The 16,620-nt window shown below is 65.5% G+C and carries 16 protein-coding genes; 4 read left to right on the forward strand and 12 right to left on the reverse strand.

Features of this window, described 5'->3' with window-relative positions:
• Positions 1-535 precede the first annotated feature (535 nt).
• From FEZ61_RS19995 to secA, 4 genes are all read right to left on the reverse strand, one after another.
• A complete protein-coding gene (locus FEZ61_RS19995) occupies positions 536-1,483 on the reverse strand; it encodes a Nudix family hydrolase (RefSeq protein WP_173150186.1) in 948 nt (315 codons plus the stop codon).
• Entirely contained in the window at positions 1,480-2,118 is a 639-nt protein-coding gene (locus FEZ61_RS20000; RefSeq protein WP_068382955.1) for a glutathione S-transferase family protein, read from the reverse strand. Before FEZ61_RS20000 ends, FEZ61_RS19995 begins: the two co-directional genes overlap by 4 nt.
• A gap of 82 nt (positions 2,119-2,200) precedes the next feature.
• Positions 2,201-3,418 carry a bifunctional glutamate N-acetyltransferase/amino-acid acetyltransferase ArgJ gene (gene argJ / locus FEZ61_RS20005; RefSeq protein ID WP_068382952.1) on the reverse strand — a complete coding sequence of 406 codons (1,218 nt, stop codon included), beginning with the start codon at positions 3,416-3,418 and terminating at the stop codon, positions 2,201-2,203.
• A gap of 187 nt (positions 3,419-3,605) precedes the next feature.
• Positions 3,606-6,347 (reverse strand): preprotein translocase subunit SecA, encoded by a 2,742-nt coding sequence (gene secA / locus FEZ61_RS20010; RefSeq protein WP_017639103.1) that lies wholly within the window; start codon positions 6,345-6,347, stop codon positions 3,606-3,608.
• A gap of 234 nt (positions 6,348-6,581) precedes the next feature.
• On the opposite strand from secA, the gene FEZ61_RS20015 reads away from it, so the two are divergent.
• Positions 6,582-7,040: a DciA family protein gene (locus FEZ61_RS20015; protein ID WP_017639102.1), complete on the forward strand. Its 459-nt coding sequence runs from the start codon at positions 6,582-6,584 to the stop codon at positions 7,038-7,040.
• Positions 7,041-7,043: 3 nt separating this feature from the next.
• On the opposite strand, the gene yjiA is transcribed toward FEZ61_RS20015, so the two are convergent.
• The 3 genes from yjiA to FEZ61_RS20030 form a co-directional block, all read right to left on the reverse strand.
• On the reverse strand, positions 7,044-8,036 hold the full coding sequence (gene yjiA / locus FEZ61_RS20020) for a GTPase (protein ID WP_068382949.1): 993 nt from the start codon (positions 8,034-8,036) through the stop codon (positions 7,044-7,046).
• Between the two features lie 216 nt (positions 8,037-8,252).
• On the reverse strand, positions 8,253-8,456 hold the full coding sequence (locus FEZ61_RS20025) for a YbdD/YjiX family protein (protein ID WP_007162682.1): 204 nt from the start codon (positions 8,454-8,456) through the stop codon (positions 8,253-8,255).
• 12 nt (positions 8,457-8,468) lie between these two features.
• Positions 8,469-10,526 (reverse strand): carbon starvation CstA family protein, encoded by a 2,058-nt coding sequence (locus FEZ61_RS20030; protein ID WP_026083612.1) that lies wholly within the window; start codon positions 10,524-10,526, stop codon positions 8,469-8,471.
• A gap of 165 nt (positions 10,527-10,691) precedes the next feature.
• On the opposite strand from FEZ61_RS20030, the gene FEZ61_RS20035 reads away from it, so the two are divergent.
• The 3 genes from FEZ61_RS20035 to FEZ61_RS20045 all read left to right on the forward strand — a co-directional run bounded on the left by FEZ61_RS20035 (position 10,692) and on the right by FEZ61_RS20045 (position 13,212).
• Complete coding sequence (locus tag FEZ61_RS20035) at positions 10,692-12,065, forward strand: cache domain-containing protein (RefSeq protein WP_017639099.1); 1,374 nt, start codon at positions 10,692-10,694, stop codon at positions 12,063-12,065.
• Positions 12,062-12,700, forward strand: coding sequence for a response regulator transcription factor (locus FEZ61_RS20040; protein ID WP_064307514.1), 639 nt, complete (start codon positions 12,062-12,064; stop codon positions 12,698-12,700). Before FEZ61_RS20035 ends, FEZ61_RS20040 begins: the two co-directional genes overlap by 4 nt.
• Positions 12,701-12,846: 146 nt before the next feature.
• Complete coding sequence (locus FEZ61_RS20045) at positions 12,847-13,212, forward strand: PilZ domain-containing protein (protein ID WP_017639097.1); 366 nt, start codon at positions 12,847-12,849, stop codon at positions 13,210-13,212.
• Between the two features lie 156 nt (positions 13,213-13,368).
• Here FEZ61_RS20045 and FEZ61_RS20050 read toward each other — a convergent pair whose 3' ends face one another.
• The 5 genes from FEZ61_RS20050 to FEZ61_RS20070 all read right to left on the reverse strand — a co-directional run bounded on the left by FEZ61_RS20050 (position 13,369) and on the right by FEZ61_RS20070 (position 16,607).
• A complete protein-coding gene (locus FEZ61_RS20050) occupies positions 13,369-14,079 on the reverse strand; it encodes a copper resistance protein B (RefSeq protein WP_017639096.1) in 711 nt (236 codons plus the stop codon).
• An 86-nt stretch (positions 14,080-14,165) separates the two neighbouring features.
• Positions 14,166-15,527, reverse strand: a complete 1,362-nt coding sequence (gene radA, locus FEZ61_RS20055) for a DNA repair protein RadA (protein WP_017639095.1) — start codon at positions 15,525-15,527, stop codon at positions 14,166-14,168.
• A 115-nt stretch (positions 15,528-15,642) separates the two neighbouring features.
• On the reverse strand, positions 15,643-15,912 hold the full coding sequence (locus FEZ61_RS20060) for a hypothetical protein (RefSeq protein ID WP_017639094.1): 270 nt from the start codon (positions 15,910-15,912) through the stop codon (positions 15,643-15,645).
• 150 nt (positions 15,913-16,062) lie between these two features.
• A complete protein-coding gene (locus tag FEZ61_RS20065) occupies positions 16,063-16,272 on the reverse strand; it encodes a hypothetical protein (protein ID WP_017639093.1) in 210 nt (69 codons plus the stop codon).
• Between the two features lie 95 nt (positions 16,273-16,367).
• Complete coding sequence (locus tag FEZ61_RS20070; RefSeq protein WP_007162691.1) at positions 16,368-16,607, reverse strand: DUF465 domain-containing protein; 240 nt, start codon at positions 16,605-16,607, stop codon at positions 16,368-16,370.
• Positions 16,608-16,620: the final 13 nt, after the last annotated feature.

The following is a 16,620-nucleotide window of genomic DNA, read 5'->3' on the forward strand; positions in this document are numbered from 1 at the left end:
GCTCACCATTCAGGATGTGGAGAAAGGGAGCCGGCAGACACACTCTACGACACAGCATCGAGTGCTCAGGTTGGGCAGGTGCTTAGCCGGCTCCGGGTAATGAGGTAGCTAATCCCATTACCCGGGAGAGATACAAGGTTGGGTTGAGACGGCTCCATCGTCGAAGCCCAACAGGCACGAGCACAGTGCCTCCCTGTTAGGCTTCGCTGCGCTCAGCGCCAACCTACGTCAGGAACCGTAGGTTGGGTTGAGACGGCTCCATCGTCGAAGCCCAACAGGCACGAGCACGGTGCACCCCTGTTGGGCTTCGCTGCGCTCAGCGCCAACCTACGTCAGGAACCGCAGGTTGGGTTGAGACGGTTTCATCGTCTAAGCCCCACAGTCACGAGCACGGACCATTCATGTTGGGCTTCGCTGCGCTCAGCGCCAACCTACGTCAGGAGTCGTAGGTTGGGTTGAGACGGCTCCATCGTCGAAACCCAACAGGCACGAGCCCGGTGCATCCCTGTTGGGCTTCGCTGCGCTCAGCGCCAACCTACGCCGGTGTAGGCCAGAACGCGCGGATCGCCGCCACGCCCTGGGCGCCGGCCTGCCAGGCGCCGGTGAGGTCGGCATCGCCCAGCCCTCCCAGCAGATAGGCCGGCAGGTTGCAGTCGGCCAGCAGTTGCTGGGCCTTGACCCAGCCCAGGGTCGGGGCGCCGGGGTGGCTGGCGGTGGGCATCACCGGCGACAGAGTGACGAAATCCACCCCCATCTGCTGAGCCAGGGCCAGTTCTTCGGCGTCGTGGCAGGAGGCCGCCAGCAGGCGCTGTTCCGGAAAGGGTCGCCCATTGGGCGCATAGCGACGCAACTGCTCGGCGGTCAGGTGCCAGCCGGCCGCGGGGAAGTCGCCCAGCCACTCCAGCGGGCCCTTGAGCATCAGCTGGGCGCGGCCGGTGCAGAGCCCCTGGACGTCGCCGGCCAAGTCGCGGTACTGGGGATCGAAGTTGTCCGGCGTGCGCAGCTGGACCAGGCGGATGCCGCTGTCCAGCGCTCGATGCAGGCCGTTGAGCAACTCCGCGGTGGTCAGCTCGCCGGGGGTGATGAGATAGCGGTCTGGCAGCCGCGCCGCCTGGACGATGGGTCGGTTGGCTGCGGGAAAGTCATAGTCGAGCAGCGCGCGCGGGGCGACCCAGGTCAAGGGCTGGCCCTCGGCGCCGTGGGCCTTCCCGGTGAAGGCGTCCACCTGCCAGACGTCCAGCAGCACCGCCTGGTCGGGATAGTCGTGGCGGACCTGCAACAGCGGGCGGGCCGCAGTCGCCCTGATGCCCAGCTCCTCGGCCAGCTCGCGTTCGAGCGCTACGGCCGGGGCCTCACCGGCCTCGACCTTGCCCCCCGGAAATTCCCAGAGTCCGCCCTGGTGCTTGTGCGCCGGACGCTGGGCGATAAGGATCTGCCCCTGGGGATCGCGAATCACCGCGGCAACCACATGCAGACGAGTCATGCGCTCTGCTCCTCCGTTTCAGCCTCCGCCAACCAGCGCTGGAAGGCCGGCCAGGCGTAGATGGTTTCGACATAGGCGGCCGCCTCGGCCGACAGTTCCACCCCGTAGCTGCGGAAGCGGCTGGCGACCGGGGCATAGAAGGCATCGGCGATGGTCGGCGTACCGAACAGATAAGGGCCTTGCTGGCCATAGCGCTCGCGGCATTCGCGCCACAGGCGCTGGATGCGCTGGATGTCTTCCACCGCCTCGGCGGTGGTCGACTTCAGCCGCTGGCGGCGACGCAGGTCCATGGGCAGCTCGCGGCGCAGGGCCAGGAAGCCACTGTGCATCTCGGCGCACAGCGCCCGGGCATGGGCGCGGGCCAGGGTGTCCGTCGGCCACAGCCCGGCATCGGGATAGGCCTCGGCGAGATACTCGACGATGGCCAGGGAATCCCAGATGGTGCCCTCGGCCAGTTTGAGCACCGGCACCTTGCCGGTCGGTGACTGGGCCTTGAGCAAGGCGCGGCTGTTGGGGGTATAGAGCGGAATCGCCACCTCTTCAAAGGCAGCGCCGCTGAGCTCCATGGCCAGCCAGGCGCGTAGCGACCAGGAGGAGAAGTTCTTGTTGCCGATCACGAGTTGCAACTGGGACATGCGGGGATTCCTCGAAACGATGCGGCCCGCGAGGACCGCCGCAGGCGCCCGTCGGTGCGGACGCCCAGGCGTCGGATAGCCGTCAGGTACGGTACTCGGCGTTTATCTTCACATAGTCGTGGGACAGGTCGGTGGTCCAGATGGTCTCGCTGTGGCTGCCGCGACCCAGCTCGATGCGGATCTCGATCTCGGCCTGGGCCATGACCCGCGCGCCCTGCTCTTCCGTATAGGTGGCCGCGCGACCGCCCTGCTGGCAGATCTGCACGCCGCCAAGGAAGACGTCGATCAGGCTGACGTCCAGCTGAGGCACGCCGGCCCGGCCAACGGCGGCGAGGATGCGGCCCCAGTTGGGATCGGAGGCGAACAGCGCGGTCTTGATCAGCGGCGAATGGGCCACGGCGTAGCCGACGTCCAGGCACTCCTGGGCATTGCCACCGCCATTGACCTGTACGGTGACGAACTTGGTGGCACCCTCGCCGTCACGCACGATGGCCTGGGCCAGTTCGGCGAACACTGCGAACACCGCCTCGCGCAGCTGCTCGAAGGCCGCACCGCTGGGCTGGGCGATTTCCGCCATGGCCGCCTGGCCGGTGGCAACCAGCATGCAGCAGTCGTTGGTGGAGGTGTCGCCATCGATGGTAATGCGGTTGAAGGAGCGATTGGTGGCATCGGCCAGCAGGTCCTGCAGCAGGCCCCGAGCGACCTTGGCGTCGGTGGCCACGTAGCCCAGCATGGTCGCCATGTTCGGCTTGATCATGCCGGCGCCCTTGCTGATACCGGTCACGGTAACGGTGGTGCCGTCCACCTGGAACTGGCGGCTGGCGCCCTTGGGCAGGGTGTCGGTGGTCATGATGCCGGTGGCGGCGGCGGCCCAGTTGTCTTCGGCCAGGTCGGCCAGGGCGGCCGGCAGCGCAGCTTCGATCTTTTCCACCGGCAACGGCTCGCCGATCACGCCGGTGGAGAACGGCAGCACCGCTTCCTCGCCGACGCTGGCCAGAGTCGCCAGGGTCTTGGTGGTGCGCTCGGCCGCGGCCAGGCCCGGCTGGCCGGTACCGGCATTGGCATTGCCGGTGTTGGTCAGCAGGTAGCGGACGGGGCCAGCGAAGCGCTGGCGGGCAATGATGACCGGCGCCGCGCAGAAGGCGTTCAGGGTAAAGACCCCGGCCACGCTGGAGCCTTCGGCACAGCGCATCACCACCACATCCTTGCGCCCGGGACGCTTGATGCCGGCAGAGGCGATACCGAGTTCGAAACCGGGAACCGGGTGCAGCGTGGAGAGCGGACCGAGACCGACAGCCATGGGAAAACTCCAGTGAAAGAAAAGGAAACGCCGCGAGCGGAAAACCGGTCGCGGCGTGGAAATCAGCCTTCCAGCGCCCGCCTCGCCCAGCCTGGGCAAGGGGCGCAGACAGCCTAGCGGGTGGAGTTTACAACCTGTCGGCGGCTATGCCGACCGGTTGCCGTCGCCGCGGCTGCCTGGGCAGGTCTCAGTCGAGCTTGCCGTGGCACTGCTTGTACTTCTTGCCGGAACCGCAGGGGCACGGCTCGTTGCGACCGATCTTCTGGTCGTTGCGCTGGGGCTGCAAGGGCACCACGGTGTCCTCGCCCTGCTCGTCCTCGAGCACCTCGGGGTCGACCAGCGAAGGCGCCTCGGCGTGCTGGAACTGCATACGCTCGGCCAGGGCTTCGGCCTCGCGGCGCATGCGCTCCTCTTCCTCGACCGGATCCTCGCGGCGCACCTGGACGTGGGACAGCACGCGGATGGTGTCGCGCTTGATGCTTTCCAGCAGCTCCTGGAACAGGGTGAAGGACTCGCGCTTGTATTCCTGCTTGGGGTTCTTCTGGGCGTAGCCGCGCAGATGGATACCGTGGCGCAGGTGGTCCATGGTGGTGAGGTGGTCCTTCCAGAGGTCGTCGACCACCCGCAGCAGCATCTGCTTCTCGAAGTTGCGCAGGGCCTCGCGACCGGCCATGTCTTCCTTTTCCAGGTAGGCGGCTTCGAGCTGCTCGAGGATCTTCACCCGCAGGGTGTCCTCGTACAGCTTGTCATCCTCGTCCAGCCACTGACCGATGGGCAGTTGCAGGCCGAAGACGCTGTAGATCTCCGCTTCCAAGCCGGGCACGTCCCACTGCTCGGGCAACGACTGCGGCGGGATGTGCTCGTTGATCACCTGGGTCAGGGTTTCCTCGCGGAAGCCCTTGATGGTGTCGCCGACGTCTTCGTTGGCCAGCAGGGTGTCGCGCATGTGATAGATCACCTTGCGCTGCTCGTTGGCTACGTCATCGTATTCCAGCAGCTGCTTGCGGATGTCGAAGTTGCGGCCTTCGACCTTGCGCTGGGCCTTTTCGATGGCGTTGGTGACCATGCGGTGCTCGATGGCCTCGCCGCCCTGCATGCCCAGAGCCTTCATGAAGTTCTTCACCCGGTCGGAGGCGAAGATGCGCATCAGGCTGTCTTCCAGCGACAGGTAGAAACGGCTGGAGCCCGGGTCGCCCTGGCGACCGGCACGACCGCGCAGCTGATTGTCGATCCGGCGGGATTCGTGGCGCTCGGAGGCGATCACATGCAGGCCCCCGGCGTCGATGACCTGCTTGTGGCGCGCCTGCCAGGCGGCCTTGATCGCGGCGATCTGCTCCTCGGTGGGATTCTCCAGGGCCGCGACTTCGACTTCCCAGTTACCGCCGAGCAGGATGTCGGTACCGCGACCGGCCATGTTGGTGGCGATGGTCACGGCGCCCGGACGACCGGCCTGGGCGATGATCTCGGCTTCGCGCTCGTGGTACTTGGCATTGAGCACCTTGTGCTCAATGCCGGCCTGGGTCAGCAGCTGGTCGACGTACTCGGAGCTCTCGATGGAGGCGGTACCCACCAGCACCGGACGGCCTTCGGCCTGGCACTGCTTTACGTCCTCGATGATGGCCTGGTACTTCTCGGCCTGGGTCAGGTAGACCAGGTCGTTGAAGTCCTTACGGGCGACCTCGCGGTGGGTCGGGATCACCAGCACGTCGAGGTTGTAGATCTGGCGGAACTCGAAGGCCTCGGTGTCGGCGGTACCGGTCATGCCACCGAGCTTGTTGTAGAGGCGGAAGTAGTTCTGGAAGGTGGTCGAGGCCAGGGTCTGGCTCTCGGGCTGGATCGGCAGTCCTTCCTTGGCCTCGATGGCCTGGTGCAGGCCTTCGGAAAGACGGCGACCCGGCATGGTCCGGCCGGTGTGCTCGTCGATCAGCAGTACCTGGTCCTGCTGGACGATGTACTCGACGTTGCGATGGAACAGGGTATGGGCGCGCAGACCGGCGAACACGTGGGTCAAGAGGCCCAGGTTGTGCGCCGAATAGAGGCTCTCGCCCTCGGCCAGCAGCCCGACTTCGGTGAGCATCTCCTCGATGTACTGGTGACCCAGTTCGGTGATCTCCACCTGGCGGGTCTTTTCATCGATGGTGTAGTGGCCGACCTGGGTCGGATTGCCTTCCTCTTCCTCGATGTGCTGCTGCAGACGCGGGATCAGCAGGTTGATCTTCTGATAGAGCTCGGAGCTGTCTTCGGCCTGGCCGGAGATGATCAGCGGAGTCCGGGCTTCGTCGATGAGGATGGAGTCCACCTCGTCGACCACCGCGAAGTTCAGCTCGCGCTGGTACTTCTCGGCCATGCTGAAAGCCATGTTGTCGCGCAGATAGTCGAAGCCGAATTCGTTGTTGGTGCCGTAGGTGATGTCCGAGGCATAGGCGGCGCGTTTCTCTTCCGGCGGCTGGAACGGCAGGATGATGCCCACCGACAGGCCGAGGAATTCGTACAGCGGCCGCATCCAGTTGGCGTCGCGGCGGGCCAGGTAGTCGTTCACCGTGACCACGTGGACGCCCTTGCCGGACAGCGCGTTGAGATAGACCGGCAGGGTGCCCACCAGGGTCTTGCCCTCACCGGTACGCATCTCGGCGATCTTGCCTTCGTGCAGCGCGGCGCCGCCGATCAGCTGGACGTCGAAGTGACGCATGCCCATAACGCGCTTGCCCGCCTCGCGGACCACCGCGAAGGCTTCCGGCATCAGGGCATCGAGGGACTCGCCCTTGGCCACACGCTGCTTGAATTCCTCGGTCTTGGCGCGCAGTTGCTCGTCGCTCAGGGAGGCAATCTGGGATTCCAACGCATTGGTGGCCACCACGACCTTGCCTAGGCGTTTGACATCTCGTTCGTTCTTGCTTCCAAAGAATTTCTTCAACAAAGGCGCAAACATATCGACTGGAATTCTTCCGCTGGAATGAGGGGAGCGAAACGGGCGGCAAGGCCTCTGCAGAGCCTGGCCAGACGCCTGGGCGCGGGGGTTGAAACCCGCGGTGTCCCGCAATGGTAATCGGGCATTCTACTCGGAAATGCCGATGAGGAAAGAACGACGGGCCCCTGGCCGCCAGGACGCCAGAGCGATCTGTTACCATCGGCGTCCTCTCTTCGCCCATCGCGAGTCCTGCGCATGGCCTTTCGTCCGCTCAACGCCGTCGCTCCCGCTGCCCTGCTGCGCCAGGCCAAACCGCTCAAGGCGCTGTTTCGCGAGGCCGAGCGACTGGGTCGGCTGCAACAATTGTTGGAAGAGCAGCTGCAACCCGCTGCCCGCCCCCATTGTCGGGTGGCCAGCTGGCGCGAGGGCACGCTGCTACTAGTGGTCAACGACGCCCACTGGGCGACGCGGCTGCGCTATCAACAGCGCCGTCTGCTCCGGCTGCTGCAACAGGCGCCGGAGTTCGTTGGCCTGACGCGTCTGCAGTTCAAGATGCAGCCGAGTCCTGGCGTCGCCACCCGCGCCCGGCCGGTGCGCCAGGTCAGCCAGGTGGGCGCCGACAGCCTGCGTGAAGTCGCGGCCGGGATCCGCGACCCCAAGCTCAAGGCCGCCTTGGAGCGGCTGGCCAGTCGCACCGGCCAGGTCGCGGACTAGGCCTCAGGCCTTGGCCACCGCCCGCTCGAAGGCGGCGCGGATGCGGTCTTCCGGCAGGTCCATGCCGATCAGCACCACACGACTTTCGCGCTCTTCGCCTGGGAGCCAGTCACGCTCCCAGTCGGCGGCATAGATCTGCTGCACGCCCTGGAACAGCAGGCGGCGGTCCTCGCCGGCGATATTCAGCAGACCCTTGTAGCGCAGTAGGTCACAGCCGAGGGTATCGAGCAGCATCTCCATCACGCTGCTGATCTTGGCCTGGTCGAAGGGCCGGGACTCGCGGATGGCGATGGACTGGATGCGCTCGGTAAGGCTGACCGCTTCCGACACCGGCCGCAGCGGGCGGAACAGCGTCGGTGGCGCCAGGTCTTCGTCGTGCAGGTTGAAGCCGCGGATGTCCAGCAACTCCGCCAGCTCGATGCGGCCGTGGTCGACATGGCGAATCGGCGCGCGACGATTGATGCGTTGCAGGCGATTCTCCAGCGCCTCGACGGCCGCCGGTTCGGCCAGGTCGAGCTTGGTCAGCAGCAGGCGATCGGCGAAACCGATCTGCGCCTGCAGCAGCGGATCGCTCAGCTGCTCGCTGGCGTGGACGGCGTCCACCAGGGTCAGCACCCCATCGAGCAGATAACGCTCGCGCAGGAGGTCGTCGGTAAAGAAGGTCTGGGCCACCGGACCGGGATCGGCCAGGCCCGTGCATTCCACAACCAGGCGCTCGAAGTCCAGCTCGCCGCTGTCCAGCCGCTCCAGCAGCACGGTCAGGGCATAGGCCAGGTCCTTGCTGCCGGTGCAGCAGACGCAGCCGTTGGCCACCTTCATCAGTTGCACGGCACCGGCGTCTTCGAGCAATTCGCCGTCGACGTCCAGGGCGCTGAATTCGTTTTCGATCACGGCGATCTTGAGACCATGCTCGGCTTGCAGGATGTGCTTGAGCAGGGTGGTCTTGCCGGCGCCGAGAAAGCCGGTCAGGACGGTGACGGGGATGGGTTCGTGCATGGAAACTCCAGACAGAAAGAGGCCGGGCTTGGAGCCCGGCCTTAGAACCTGCTCACGATCTCGCGAGCTAGAGACAAACAAGGCGAAAATGGCTGAGGAAGCGGAGTTTACGAGTGGTAAATGAGCATTCCGACCGGGCTGGCGACCCAGGGCATTTTCAACGCCGTTTGGCCGACGCGCAGCAGATCGTGAACAGGTTCTTAGGGTGATCCTGGGTCAGCAGCAGCGGATGGCGCCCGACTTGCCGCCACCGTAGCGCGCCTCCTGGCGCTCACGGAAGAAGGCTTCGTAGCTCATCACCGGCTGGTCCGGGTGCTTGCCGCGCATGTGCTCGACATAGGTGTCGTAGTCGGGCATGCCCACCAGCATCTTGGCGGCCTGCCCGAGGTATTTGCCCATGCGACCCAGGTCATTGAACATGAAGATTCTCCTTTAGGCGCCCGCTACCGGCTGGAAGGGGGTCTCGCGATCGGTCCGCTCGGGCTTGGCCAGTGCGGCGCGACCGACCTTGATGGAAAAGAACAGGATGCTCATCACCACCACCAGGAACAGCACCGACAGGGTGGCGTTGGTGTAGGCGTTGAAGACGATGTGCTGCATCTGTTCCATGCTCTTGGCCGGGGCGATCACCTGCCCCTGGGCCATGGCGGTGCTGTACTTCTTGGCCAGGGCCAGGAAGCCGACCGCCGGATTCGAATCGAACAGCTTGATCAGGCTGGCGGTGGTGGTGCAGATCAGCAGCCAGACGGCCGGCACCAGGGTGACCCAGACATAGCGCTGGCGCTTCATCTTGATCAGCACCACCGAGCCCAGCATCAGGGCGATACCGGCGAGCATCTGGTTGGAGATACCGAACAGCGGCCAGAGGGTGTTGATGCCACCCAGCGGATCGACCACGCCCTGATACAGCAGCCAGCCCCAGAGGGCGACGCAACCGGCGGTGCCGATGACGTTGGCGGTCCAGGAGTCGGTCTTCTTCAGCGCCGGCACGAAGCTGCCCAGCAGGTCCTGCAGCATGAAGCGTCCGGCGCGGGTACCGGCGTCCACCGCGGTGAGGATGAACAGCGCCTCGAACAGGATGGCGAAGTGGTACCAGAAGGCCATGGTGTTCTCGCCCGGCAGCACGTTGTGCATGATCTGGGCGATGCCCACCGCCAGGGTGGGAGCACCACCGGCACGGGCCAGGATGGTGTGCTCACCGATCTCGGTGGCGGTGGCCTGCAGCATCTCGGGCGTCACCACGAAGCCCCAGGTGCTGATCTTGGCGGCCACCGACACCACGTCGGCGCCGACCACGGCGGCCGGGCTGTTCATGGCGAAGTAGACGCCCGGCTCGATCACCGAGGCGGCGACCATGGCCATGATGGCGACGAAGGACTCCATCAGCATGGCACCGTAGCCGATGTAGCGGGCATGGGTTTCCTTGGCGATCAGCTTGGGCGTGGTGCCCGAGCTGATCAGCGCATGGAAGCCGGACACCGCGCCACAGGCGATGGTGATGAACAGGAAGGGGAACAGGGTGCCCTTCCAGACCGGGCCGGTGCCGTCGACGAACTGGGTCAGGGCCGGCATCTTGAGCATCGGCATGGTCACCAGGATGCCGATGGCCAGGGCGATGATGGTGCCGATCTTGAGGAAGGTGGACAGGTAGTCACGCGGAGCCAGCACCAGCCAGACCGGCAGCACGGCGGCGACGAAGCCGTAGCCGATCAGCATCCAGGTGATCTGCACGCCGGTGAAGGTGAAGGCCGGACCCCAGACCGGATCGGCGGCGACCAGGCCGCCCACCCAGATGGACGCCAGCAGCAGCACCACCCCGATCAGCGAGATCTCGCCGATGCGACCGGGGCGGATGTATCTCATGTAGACGCCCATGAACATGGCGATCGGCAGGGTGGCGATCACCGTGAACATGCCCCAGGGGCTCTCGGCCAGGGCCTTGACCACGATCAGCGCCAGCACCGCGAGGATGATGATCATGATCAGGAAGCAGCCGAACAGGGCGATGGTGCCAGGGATGCGTCCCATTTCCTCGCGCACCATGTCGCCCAGGGAGCGACCGTTGCGGCGGGTGGAGAGGAACAAGATCATGAAGTCCTGCACCGCGCCGGCGAAGACCACCCCGGCGATCAGCCAGAGGGTGCCGGGCAGATAGCCCATCTGGGCGGCGAGCACGGGACCGACCAGCGGACCGGCACCGGCGATGGCGGCGAAGTGATGGCCGAAGAGGATGTGCTTGTTGGTGGGGACGTAGTCCAGGCCGTCGTTGTTGAGCACGGCGGGCGTGGCCCGTCTGGCGTCGAGGCCCATCACCTTGGTGGCGATGAACAGGCTGTAGTAGCGGTAGGCAACGAGGTAGATCGCCACGGCGGCGACCACAATCCAGAGGGCGTTGATCGCTTCGCCTCGACTCAGCGCCACGGTACCCAGCGCGAAGGCGCCCAGTACGGCAACGGCGAACCAGGCTAGATGGCTGGCCATTCGGGTCATGCTTGTTCTCCTGCCGCGCATCTGTGACCGCGGCGATACTTGTTATTGTGAGAGCCCACAGCGGAGCCATATTACTATCGGCGGCTCGACGCGACAGCGAAATTCGCAGAACTACCCAAGGCCCGCTACGTAGTTCTACGTAGCGGGCAGTCCGGACAGGTGCCGATGCAACTCAAATACAAGATGGTCGCCCTCGGCCTCCTGCCGCTCCTGCTGGCGGTGGCAGCGGTCTGCCTGGTGGTGTTGGAACAGAGCCAGCGCCTGGGCGAGCAGCAGGCGCGCCTGCTCGAACACAGCATCCTCGGCAGCAAGAAGACCGAGTTGCGCAACTATGTGGAGATGGGCGTCAGTGCCATCCAGCCCCTGTATGGCAGCGGCCGCGACGACGACGAAACCCGGGCCAGGGTACTGGCGCTGCTGGCCAGTCTGAATTTCGGCAGCGACGGCTACTTCTTCGTCTACGACCAGCATGGCCGCAACCTCATGCATCCACGCCAGCCCGAATTGGTCGGGCGCGACCTCTGGCAACTGACCGACGGCAACGGCCTGCTGGTGATCCAGGCGCTGCTCAAGAGCGCCCGCGAAGGCGACGGCTTCCAGCGCTATGGCTGGCAGAAGCCTTCCAGTGGGCAGATGGCGGAAAAGCTGGCCTACGTGACCCAGCTAGAACGTTGGGGTTGGGTGCTGGGCACCGGCCTCTATCTGGATGACGTGGACGCCGCCCTCGCCCAGGTCCGCCACGACGTGGCCGCCGGCATCCGCACGACCCTGTTGGCCAGCGCCGGGGTGGCCCTGGTGGCGGTGCTGCTGGTATTCGCCGGCGGACTGACGCTCAACGTCAGCGAACATCGCCTGGCCGATCGCAAGCTCAAGCAGCTGACCCAGAGGCTCATCACCTCCCAGGAAGAGGAACGCTCCCGACTGTCACGGGAATTGCACGACGGCATCAGCCAGTTGCTGGTGTCCATCAAATTCCAGTTCGAGCTGGCCAGCCGCGAGCTCGGCGCGAGCAAGCCCAGCGCCGGCGAGACCCTGCGCGAAGGCACCCAGCGCCTGGCGGCGGCCATCGGCGAGATCCGTCGCATCTCCCACGACCTGCACCCTTCGCTGCTGGATACCCTCGGCCTGCCTGCCGCCCTGGGCCAGCTGGTGGAGGAGTTCCGCCAGCGCAGCGGCCTGAACGTGGACTATCGGCAGACCCTCGACGACAGTCCCGCCGGCGGCGACATGGACGTCGCCCTGTTCCGTATCGTCCAGGAGGCCCTGACCAACATCGAACGCCATGCCGCGGCCCAGCGGGTGGTCATCGACCTGCAGCGGCGCGGGCGCTGGATCTGCCTGACCGTGCACGATGATGGCCGCGGCTTCGATACCGGCCAGGTGGAGCGCCTCAGCGGCGGCATCGGCCTGCGTAACATCCGCGAGCGGGTGGAGCTGTTCGGCGGTCGTTGCGCCATCCAGTCCGGGCCCGGCGGCACGACCCTGGACGTGGTTCTGCTACGCTCGGACCTCCCGGCCGACGAGGAAAGCCCGACATGACGCCCATCCGCATCCTCCTGGTCGACGACCATGCCCTGGTCCGCGCCGGCGTGCGAGCGTTGCTGGGCACCATCGAGCGCTTCGCGGTGGTCGGCGAGGCCGGCAGCGGCGCGGAAGCCCTCGACCTGCTGGCGCGTCTCGATCCGGACATCCTGCTGGTGGACATCGGCCTCAAGGACATCAACGGCCTGGAGCTGACTGCCCTGATCGCCGAACGCGCACCCCGTGCCCGGGTGTTGATCCTGAGCATGTACGACAATCGCGAATACGTCAGTACCTCGCTGCGGGTGGGCGCGGCCGGCTATGTACTCAAGGATGCCCCCTCGGAGGAAATCATCGCCGCGGTGGAAGCCCTGGCGGTCGGCGGACGCTTCTACAGCAGCGCCATCGCGGCCCGCCTGGGTGAAGGGGGGACCCACGAAGGGGAACTCACCCCCCGGGAACGCCAGGTGTTGTTGCTCATGGCCCAGGGCCTCAACAACAAGACCATGGCGCAGCAGCTGGGGCTCAGCGTGCGGACGGTGGAGACCCATCGCCTGAGCATCCGCCGCAAGCTGGACATCCAGAAGCCGGCCGATCTGGTCCGCCATGCGCGCGAGTACGGCTGGCGCCCCGAAGGTGCGTCCAACGTCTGACCAGCAGGCCGCTGCTCGCGCCCAGGCGACCAATGAGCCCTCTCCTTCTGGCTCCGCCGGTCACCGCCGGCTACCCTTCCAGGAGTAGTCGATACGAGACGGCCCCGGTCGTCTACAGTGATCAGGAAACCTCAGGAAGACCTTCCATGAACGACACCAACGAGCGTCGCCGCTTTACCCGTTTCACCTTCGATGCCCCTGCGCAGTTGCACCAGGGTGAGCGCCAGTGGGCGGCGCCCGTGGACGACATCTCGCTCAAGGGCGTGCTGCTGGCCCGACCTGCCGATTGGTCGAATCAGTCACGCGCGGCCTATGAGTTGCGCATCCGGCTCAATGACGAGACCGAGGTGACCATGGGCGTGGAGCTGGTACGGGAAACCCCGGAGCAACTGGCCTTCGCCTGTCGCCAGATCGACCTGGACTCCATCAGCCACCTGCGCCGGCTGGTGGAGCTGAACCTCGGCGACGAGACCCTGCTGGAGCGCGAGTTGGCGGCGTTGGGTACGCCCTGAGCGAGGCCTTGCCAAGGTGGGTCGAGCCAAAGCGAAGCCTACGATGCGCGAATTCGACCCTGGCTGTTGGGCTTCGACGGTGGAGCCGTCTCAACCCAACCTACTGCATCGATAGCCTCGTAGGTTGGGTTGAGCGAAAGCGAAGCCCAACGGCGCTTAGAACTCCAGATGCAAGCCCACCACCAGCCGGGCGTCGTGGGTGTCTTCGCCCTCTTCCCGCGCCATGGCAGCGGTGTTGCCGTGGGTGGCGTTCCAGGACACCCCGACATAGGGCGCCACCTCCGGGGTCACCTGATATCTCAGGCGCAGCCCGGCTTCGCTTTCGGCGAAGCCGGCGCCCTGGCCGCGGGCCTCGTCGTTGCGACCGTAGAAATTGAGCTCGGTGTGGGGCTGCAGGATCAGCCGCTGGGTCAGGGCCCAGTCGTATTCGGCCTCCAGGCGCAGGGCGGTCTGGTTGTTCTCGCCAAGGAAAGCGGTGATCTCGATGTCGAGATCCTCGGGATCGTGCTCCTGGATCCCCAGGGCGGCCCAGGTCTGCGGCGAGCCGGGTTTGAAATCCTGGCGAATGCCGGCCACGCTGCCCCAGCCCTTGGCCAGCGCGTGCCCCCAGAGGGCCTGCACCTCGGCCTGCTCGGTGTGGCCATTGGTGCGTTCGCCCTGGCTGCGGAAATCCAGCCGATTGGCGCCACCGCCAAGGGCCCAGCCTTCCAGATCCCAGTTGAAGACACTACCCTCGTCGGCGTGCTGCCATTCCAGCTGATCCACCTCCAGGCTGGCCGGGGCGGAACTGCTGGGATCGGCGGCCTGCACCAGGGTGCTGATAGCAAAGCTGGCAAAGAGTACGGAAAGCGGGAGCAGACGAGACATGGCGGGTATCCAGGGTCATGGAAGCGCCTGATAGACCACCCTGCCCCACCGAGAGTTTTAAAAAATATTACAAAGGCCGCGCCAGGCTATTCGAACAGTGCATCCAGTGCCTGCTCCAATCGAGTCACGGCCACCACCTGCAGACCGGGCGGCGGATCCTTGGGCGCGTTGCCCTTGGGCACGATGGCGCGCTTGAAGCCGTGCTTGGCCGCTTCCTTGAGACGCTCCTGGCCACTGGGTACCGGACGGATTTCGCCGGACAGGCCGATCTCGCCGAACACCAGCAGATCGTGCGGCAGGGCGCGGTCCCTCAGGCTGGAGATCACCGCCGACATCAGCGCCAGGTCCACCGCCGTCTCCAGCACCTTGACCCCGCCGACCACGTTGATGAAGACGTCCTGGTCGTAGGTGGGGATGCTGCCGTGGCGGTGCAGCACCGCCAGCAGCATGGCCAGGCGATTCTGGTCCAGGCCCACGGTGACCCGGCGCGGGTTGGCCAGGTGACTGGTGTCCACCAGCGCCTGCACCTCCACCAGCATGGGCCGCGAACCCTCCCAGGTCGCCATGACCACACTGCCGGCCACCGCCTCCTGGGCACGATTGAGAAAGATCGCCGAAGGGTTGGAAACCTCCTTGAGGCCTTTATCGGTCATGCCGAACACGCCCAGCTCGTTGACCGCGCCGAAGCGATTCTTCACCGCTCTGAGCATGCGCAGACGGCCGTCCGATTCGCCCTCGAAATAGAGTACGGTGTCGACCATGTGCTCCAGCACCCGTGGTCCGGCCAAGGCGCCTTCCTTGGTGACGTGGCCAACCAGAAAGATGGCGGTACCGGTCTGCTTGGCGAAACGTACCAGCAGGGCCGCGCTCTCGCGCACCTGGGCCACGCCACCTGGGGCGGATTGCAGTTGCTCGGTGAAGATGGTCTGGATGGAGTCGATCACCATGACCCGCGGCTTTTCCTGGCGGGCGGTGGCGACGATGGTCTCGATGCAGGTCTCGGTCATGACCTTGAGCTTGTCTTCCGGCAGACCCAGGCGCCGGGCGCGCATGGCCACCTGTTGCTGGGATTCCTCGCCGGTGACATAGAGCGCCGGCATGCGCGCGGCCAGATGACAGAGGGTCTGCAGCAGGATGGTGGACTTGCCGATGCCAGGATCACCGCCGATCAGCACCACGGAGCCGTCCACCAGGCCGCCACCCAGCACCCGGTCGAGTTCGGTGGAATCGGTGGTGAAGCGCGGGGTTTCCTCGACGCTGACCTCGGCCAGGGTCTTGATGGTCGCCTGCGCCCCGGCCCAGCCAGCGCGCCCGGAGGGTACGGCGGAGGTCTCGACGACGGTTTCCACCAGGGTGTTCCAGGCACCGCACTCGCCGCACTGACCCGCCCACTTAGGAAAGGTGGCGCCGCATTCGGTGCAGCCGTAGAGACGCTTGGCCTTGGCCATGGCGGAATTCTCCAGTCGAGAAAGGAAGGTTCCCAGCATACCACGACTGGATGCATAGACAGTAAAAAGGCGCGATCCCGGGGGAGCGCGCCTCTCTCAAAAGCGGGCTTGAGCCTTAGTTACCCTCGCCACCCGGCTGACGCAGCATGGTCAGGGCCTGGTTGGCCTGGGCGATGCACTTCTTCTCATCGCCGGCCTTCTGGGCGGCCATGGCGTTCTTGCGGAAGTCGGCGATCTGCTGGGCCTGGGAGCTGCCCGGGCCGATCATGTTGGTCTTCATCTTGCTGGCGTCATCCAGCTTCTGCAACTGCACCGCGCACAGATCCTTGGCGAACACGGGGGCGGTGGCGAACATCATCAGGGCGATCAGGGCGGTACGCTTCATGGGGACATCCTCATTGGGGAGGGCCAGGTAGGCCGGATAAACCTCGCTCACCCCACGAAACTCGTCTGGGGTAACCCATTGACCGTCAGGCATCGTTGGTCGTTCAGCGCGCCATCATTGGCGTTTACCCTCGGGCCAGCCGCTCTGGGACTAGTGCTTGAGCGTCGAAATCATCGCCGCATCGCCACGCATCCAGACCGGCAACGCCTGTTGCCAACGCTCCTGTTCGAGCAGTTGCAGGTCGGCCAAAAGTCGGCTGTATTCGGCGAATTCCTGTTGGACGCGACGGCGTTGCGCGTCCACGGCCGCTTCGGTGATCCACAGGTGCCACTGCTGGTACATCGCCACTTCGTCGGTCATCGGCTCCTCTCCTGGGAGGCCATGATGGCAACGCCGGCGGCCCTTGCCAATCGCACTAAGGTGGGGCTCGACCCTGCAGATCGAGCCCGACACAGCTAGGACGGGTATTTCAGCTGCTGAGCGATTTTGTCCTTGAGCAGGACACGCTCGCGGCGCAGGCGCCCCAGTTCCTCGTCGCCGCTGGACTCTTCCACTTCTTCCAGATCGAGGATCTGCTGATCGAGCTTCGCGTAGTCTTCGAGCAGCTTGGCAAAGGCCGCATCGGTCTGGGGACGGCTGTCCAGCTGCTCGGCGTATTCGGGAAAGTCTTTGTGCAGGTCGTGTTTGGCAACCATCAGAGGCTCCTTG

The organism is Pseudomonas sp. MS15a(2019), assembly GCF_013277805.1.
In the GTDB taxonomy this organism is placed as follows: domain Bacteria; phylum Pseudomonadota; class Gammaproteobacteria; order Pseudomonadales; family Pseudomonadaceae; genus Chryseomonas; species Chryseomonas benzopyrenica.

What these genes read in the sequence shown, in the direction of transcription:
- FEZ61_RS19995 (WP_173150186.1), bottom strand. Translation starts at nt 1,483, where the DNA reads ATGACTCGTCTGCATGTGGTTGCCGCGGTGATTCGCGATCCCCAGGGG.
- FEZ61_RS20000 (WP_068382955.1), bottom strand. Translation starts at nt 2,118, where the DNA reads ATGTCCCAGTTGCAACTCGTGATCGGCAACAAGAACTTCTCCTCCTGG.
- argJ (WP_068382952.1), bottom strand. Translation starts at nt 3,418, where the DNA reads ATGGCTGTCGGTCTCGGTCCGCTCTCCACGCTGCACCCGGTTCCCGGT.
- secA (WP_017639103.1), bottom strand. Translation starts at nt 6,347, where the DNA reads ATGTTTGCGCCTTTGTTGAAGAAATTCTTTGGAAGCAAGAACGAACGA.
- FEZ61_RS20015 (WP_017639102.1), top strand. Translation starts at nt 6,582, where the DNA reads ATGGCCTTTCGTCCGCTCAACGCCGTCGCTCCCGCTGCCCTGCTGCGC.
- yjiA (WP_068382949.1), bottom strand. Translation starts at nt 8,036, where the DNA reads ATGCACGAACCCATCCCCGTCACCGTCCTGACCGGCTTTCTCGGCGCC.
- FEZ61_RS20025 (WP_007162682.1), bottom strand. Translation starts at nt 8,456, where the DNA reads ATGTTCAATGACCTGGGTCGCATGGGCAAATACCTCGGGCAGGCCGCC.
- FEZ61_RS20030 (WP_026083612.1), bottom strand. Translation starts at nt 10,526, where the DNA reads ATGACCCGAATGGCCAGCCATCTAGCCTGGTTCGCCGTTGCCGTACTG.
- FEZ61_RS20035 (WP_017639099.1), top strand. Translation starts at nt 10,692, where the DNA reads ATGCAACTCAAATACAAGATGGTCGCCCTCGGCCTCCTGCCGCTCCTG.
- FEZ61_RS20040 (WP_064307514.1), top strand. Translation starts at nt 12,062, where the DNA reads ATGACGCCCATCCGCATCCTCCTGGTCGACGACCATGCCCTGGTCCGC.
- FEZ61_RS20045 (WP_017639097.1), top strand. Translation starts at nt 12,847, where the DNA reads ATGAACGACACCAACGAGCGTCGCCGCTTTACCCGTTTCACCTTCGAT.
- FEZ61_RS20050 (WP_017639096.1), bottom strand. Translation starts at nt 14,079, where the DNA reads ATGTCTCGTCTGCTCCCGCTTTCCGTACTCTTTGCCAGCTTTGCTATC.
- radA (WP_017639095.1), bottom strand. Translation starts at nt 15,527, where the DNA reads ATGGCCAAGGCCAAGCGTCTCTACGGCTGCACCGAATGCGGCGCCACC.
- FEZ61_RS20060 (WP_017639094.1), bottom strand. Translation starts at nt 15,912, where the DNA reads ATGAAGCGTACCGCCCTGATCGCCCTGATGATGTTCGCCACCGCCCCC.
- FEZ61_RS20065 (WP_017639093.1), bottom strand. Translation starts at nt 16,272, where the DNA reads ATGACCGACGAAGTGGCGATGTACCAGCAGTGGCACCTGTGGATCACC.
- FEZ61_RS20070 (WP_007162691.1), bottom strand. Translation starts at nt 16,607, where the DNA reads ATGGTTGCCAAACACGACCTGCACAAAGACTTTCCCGAATACGCCGAG.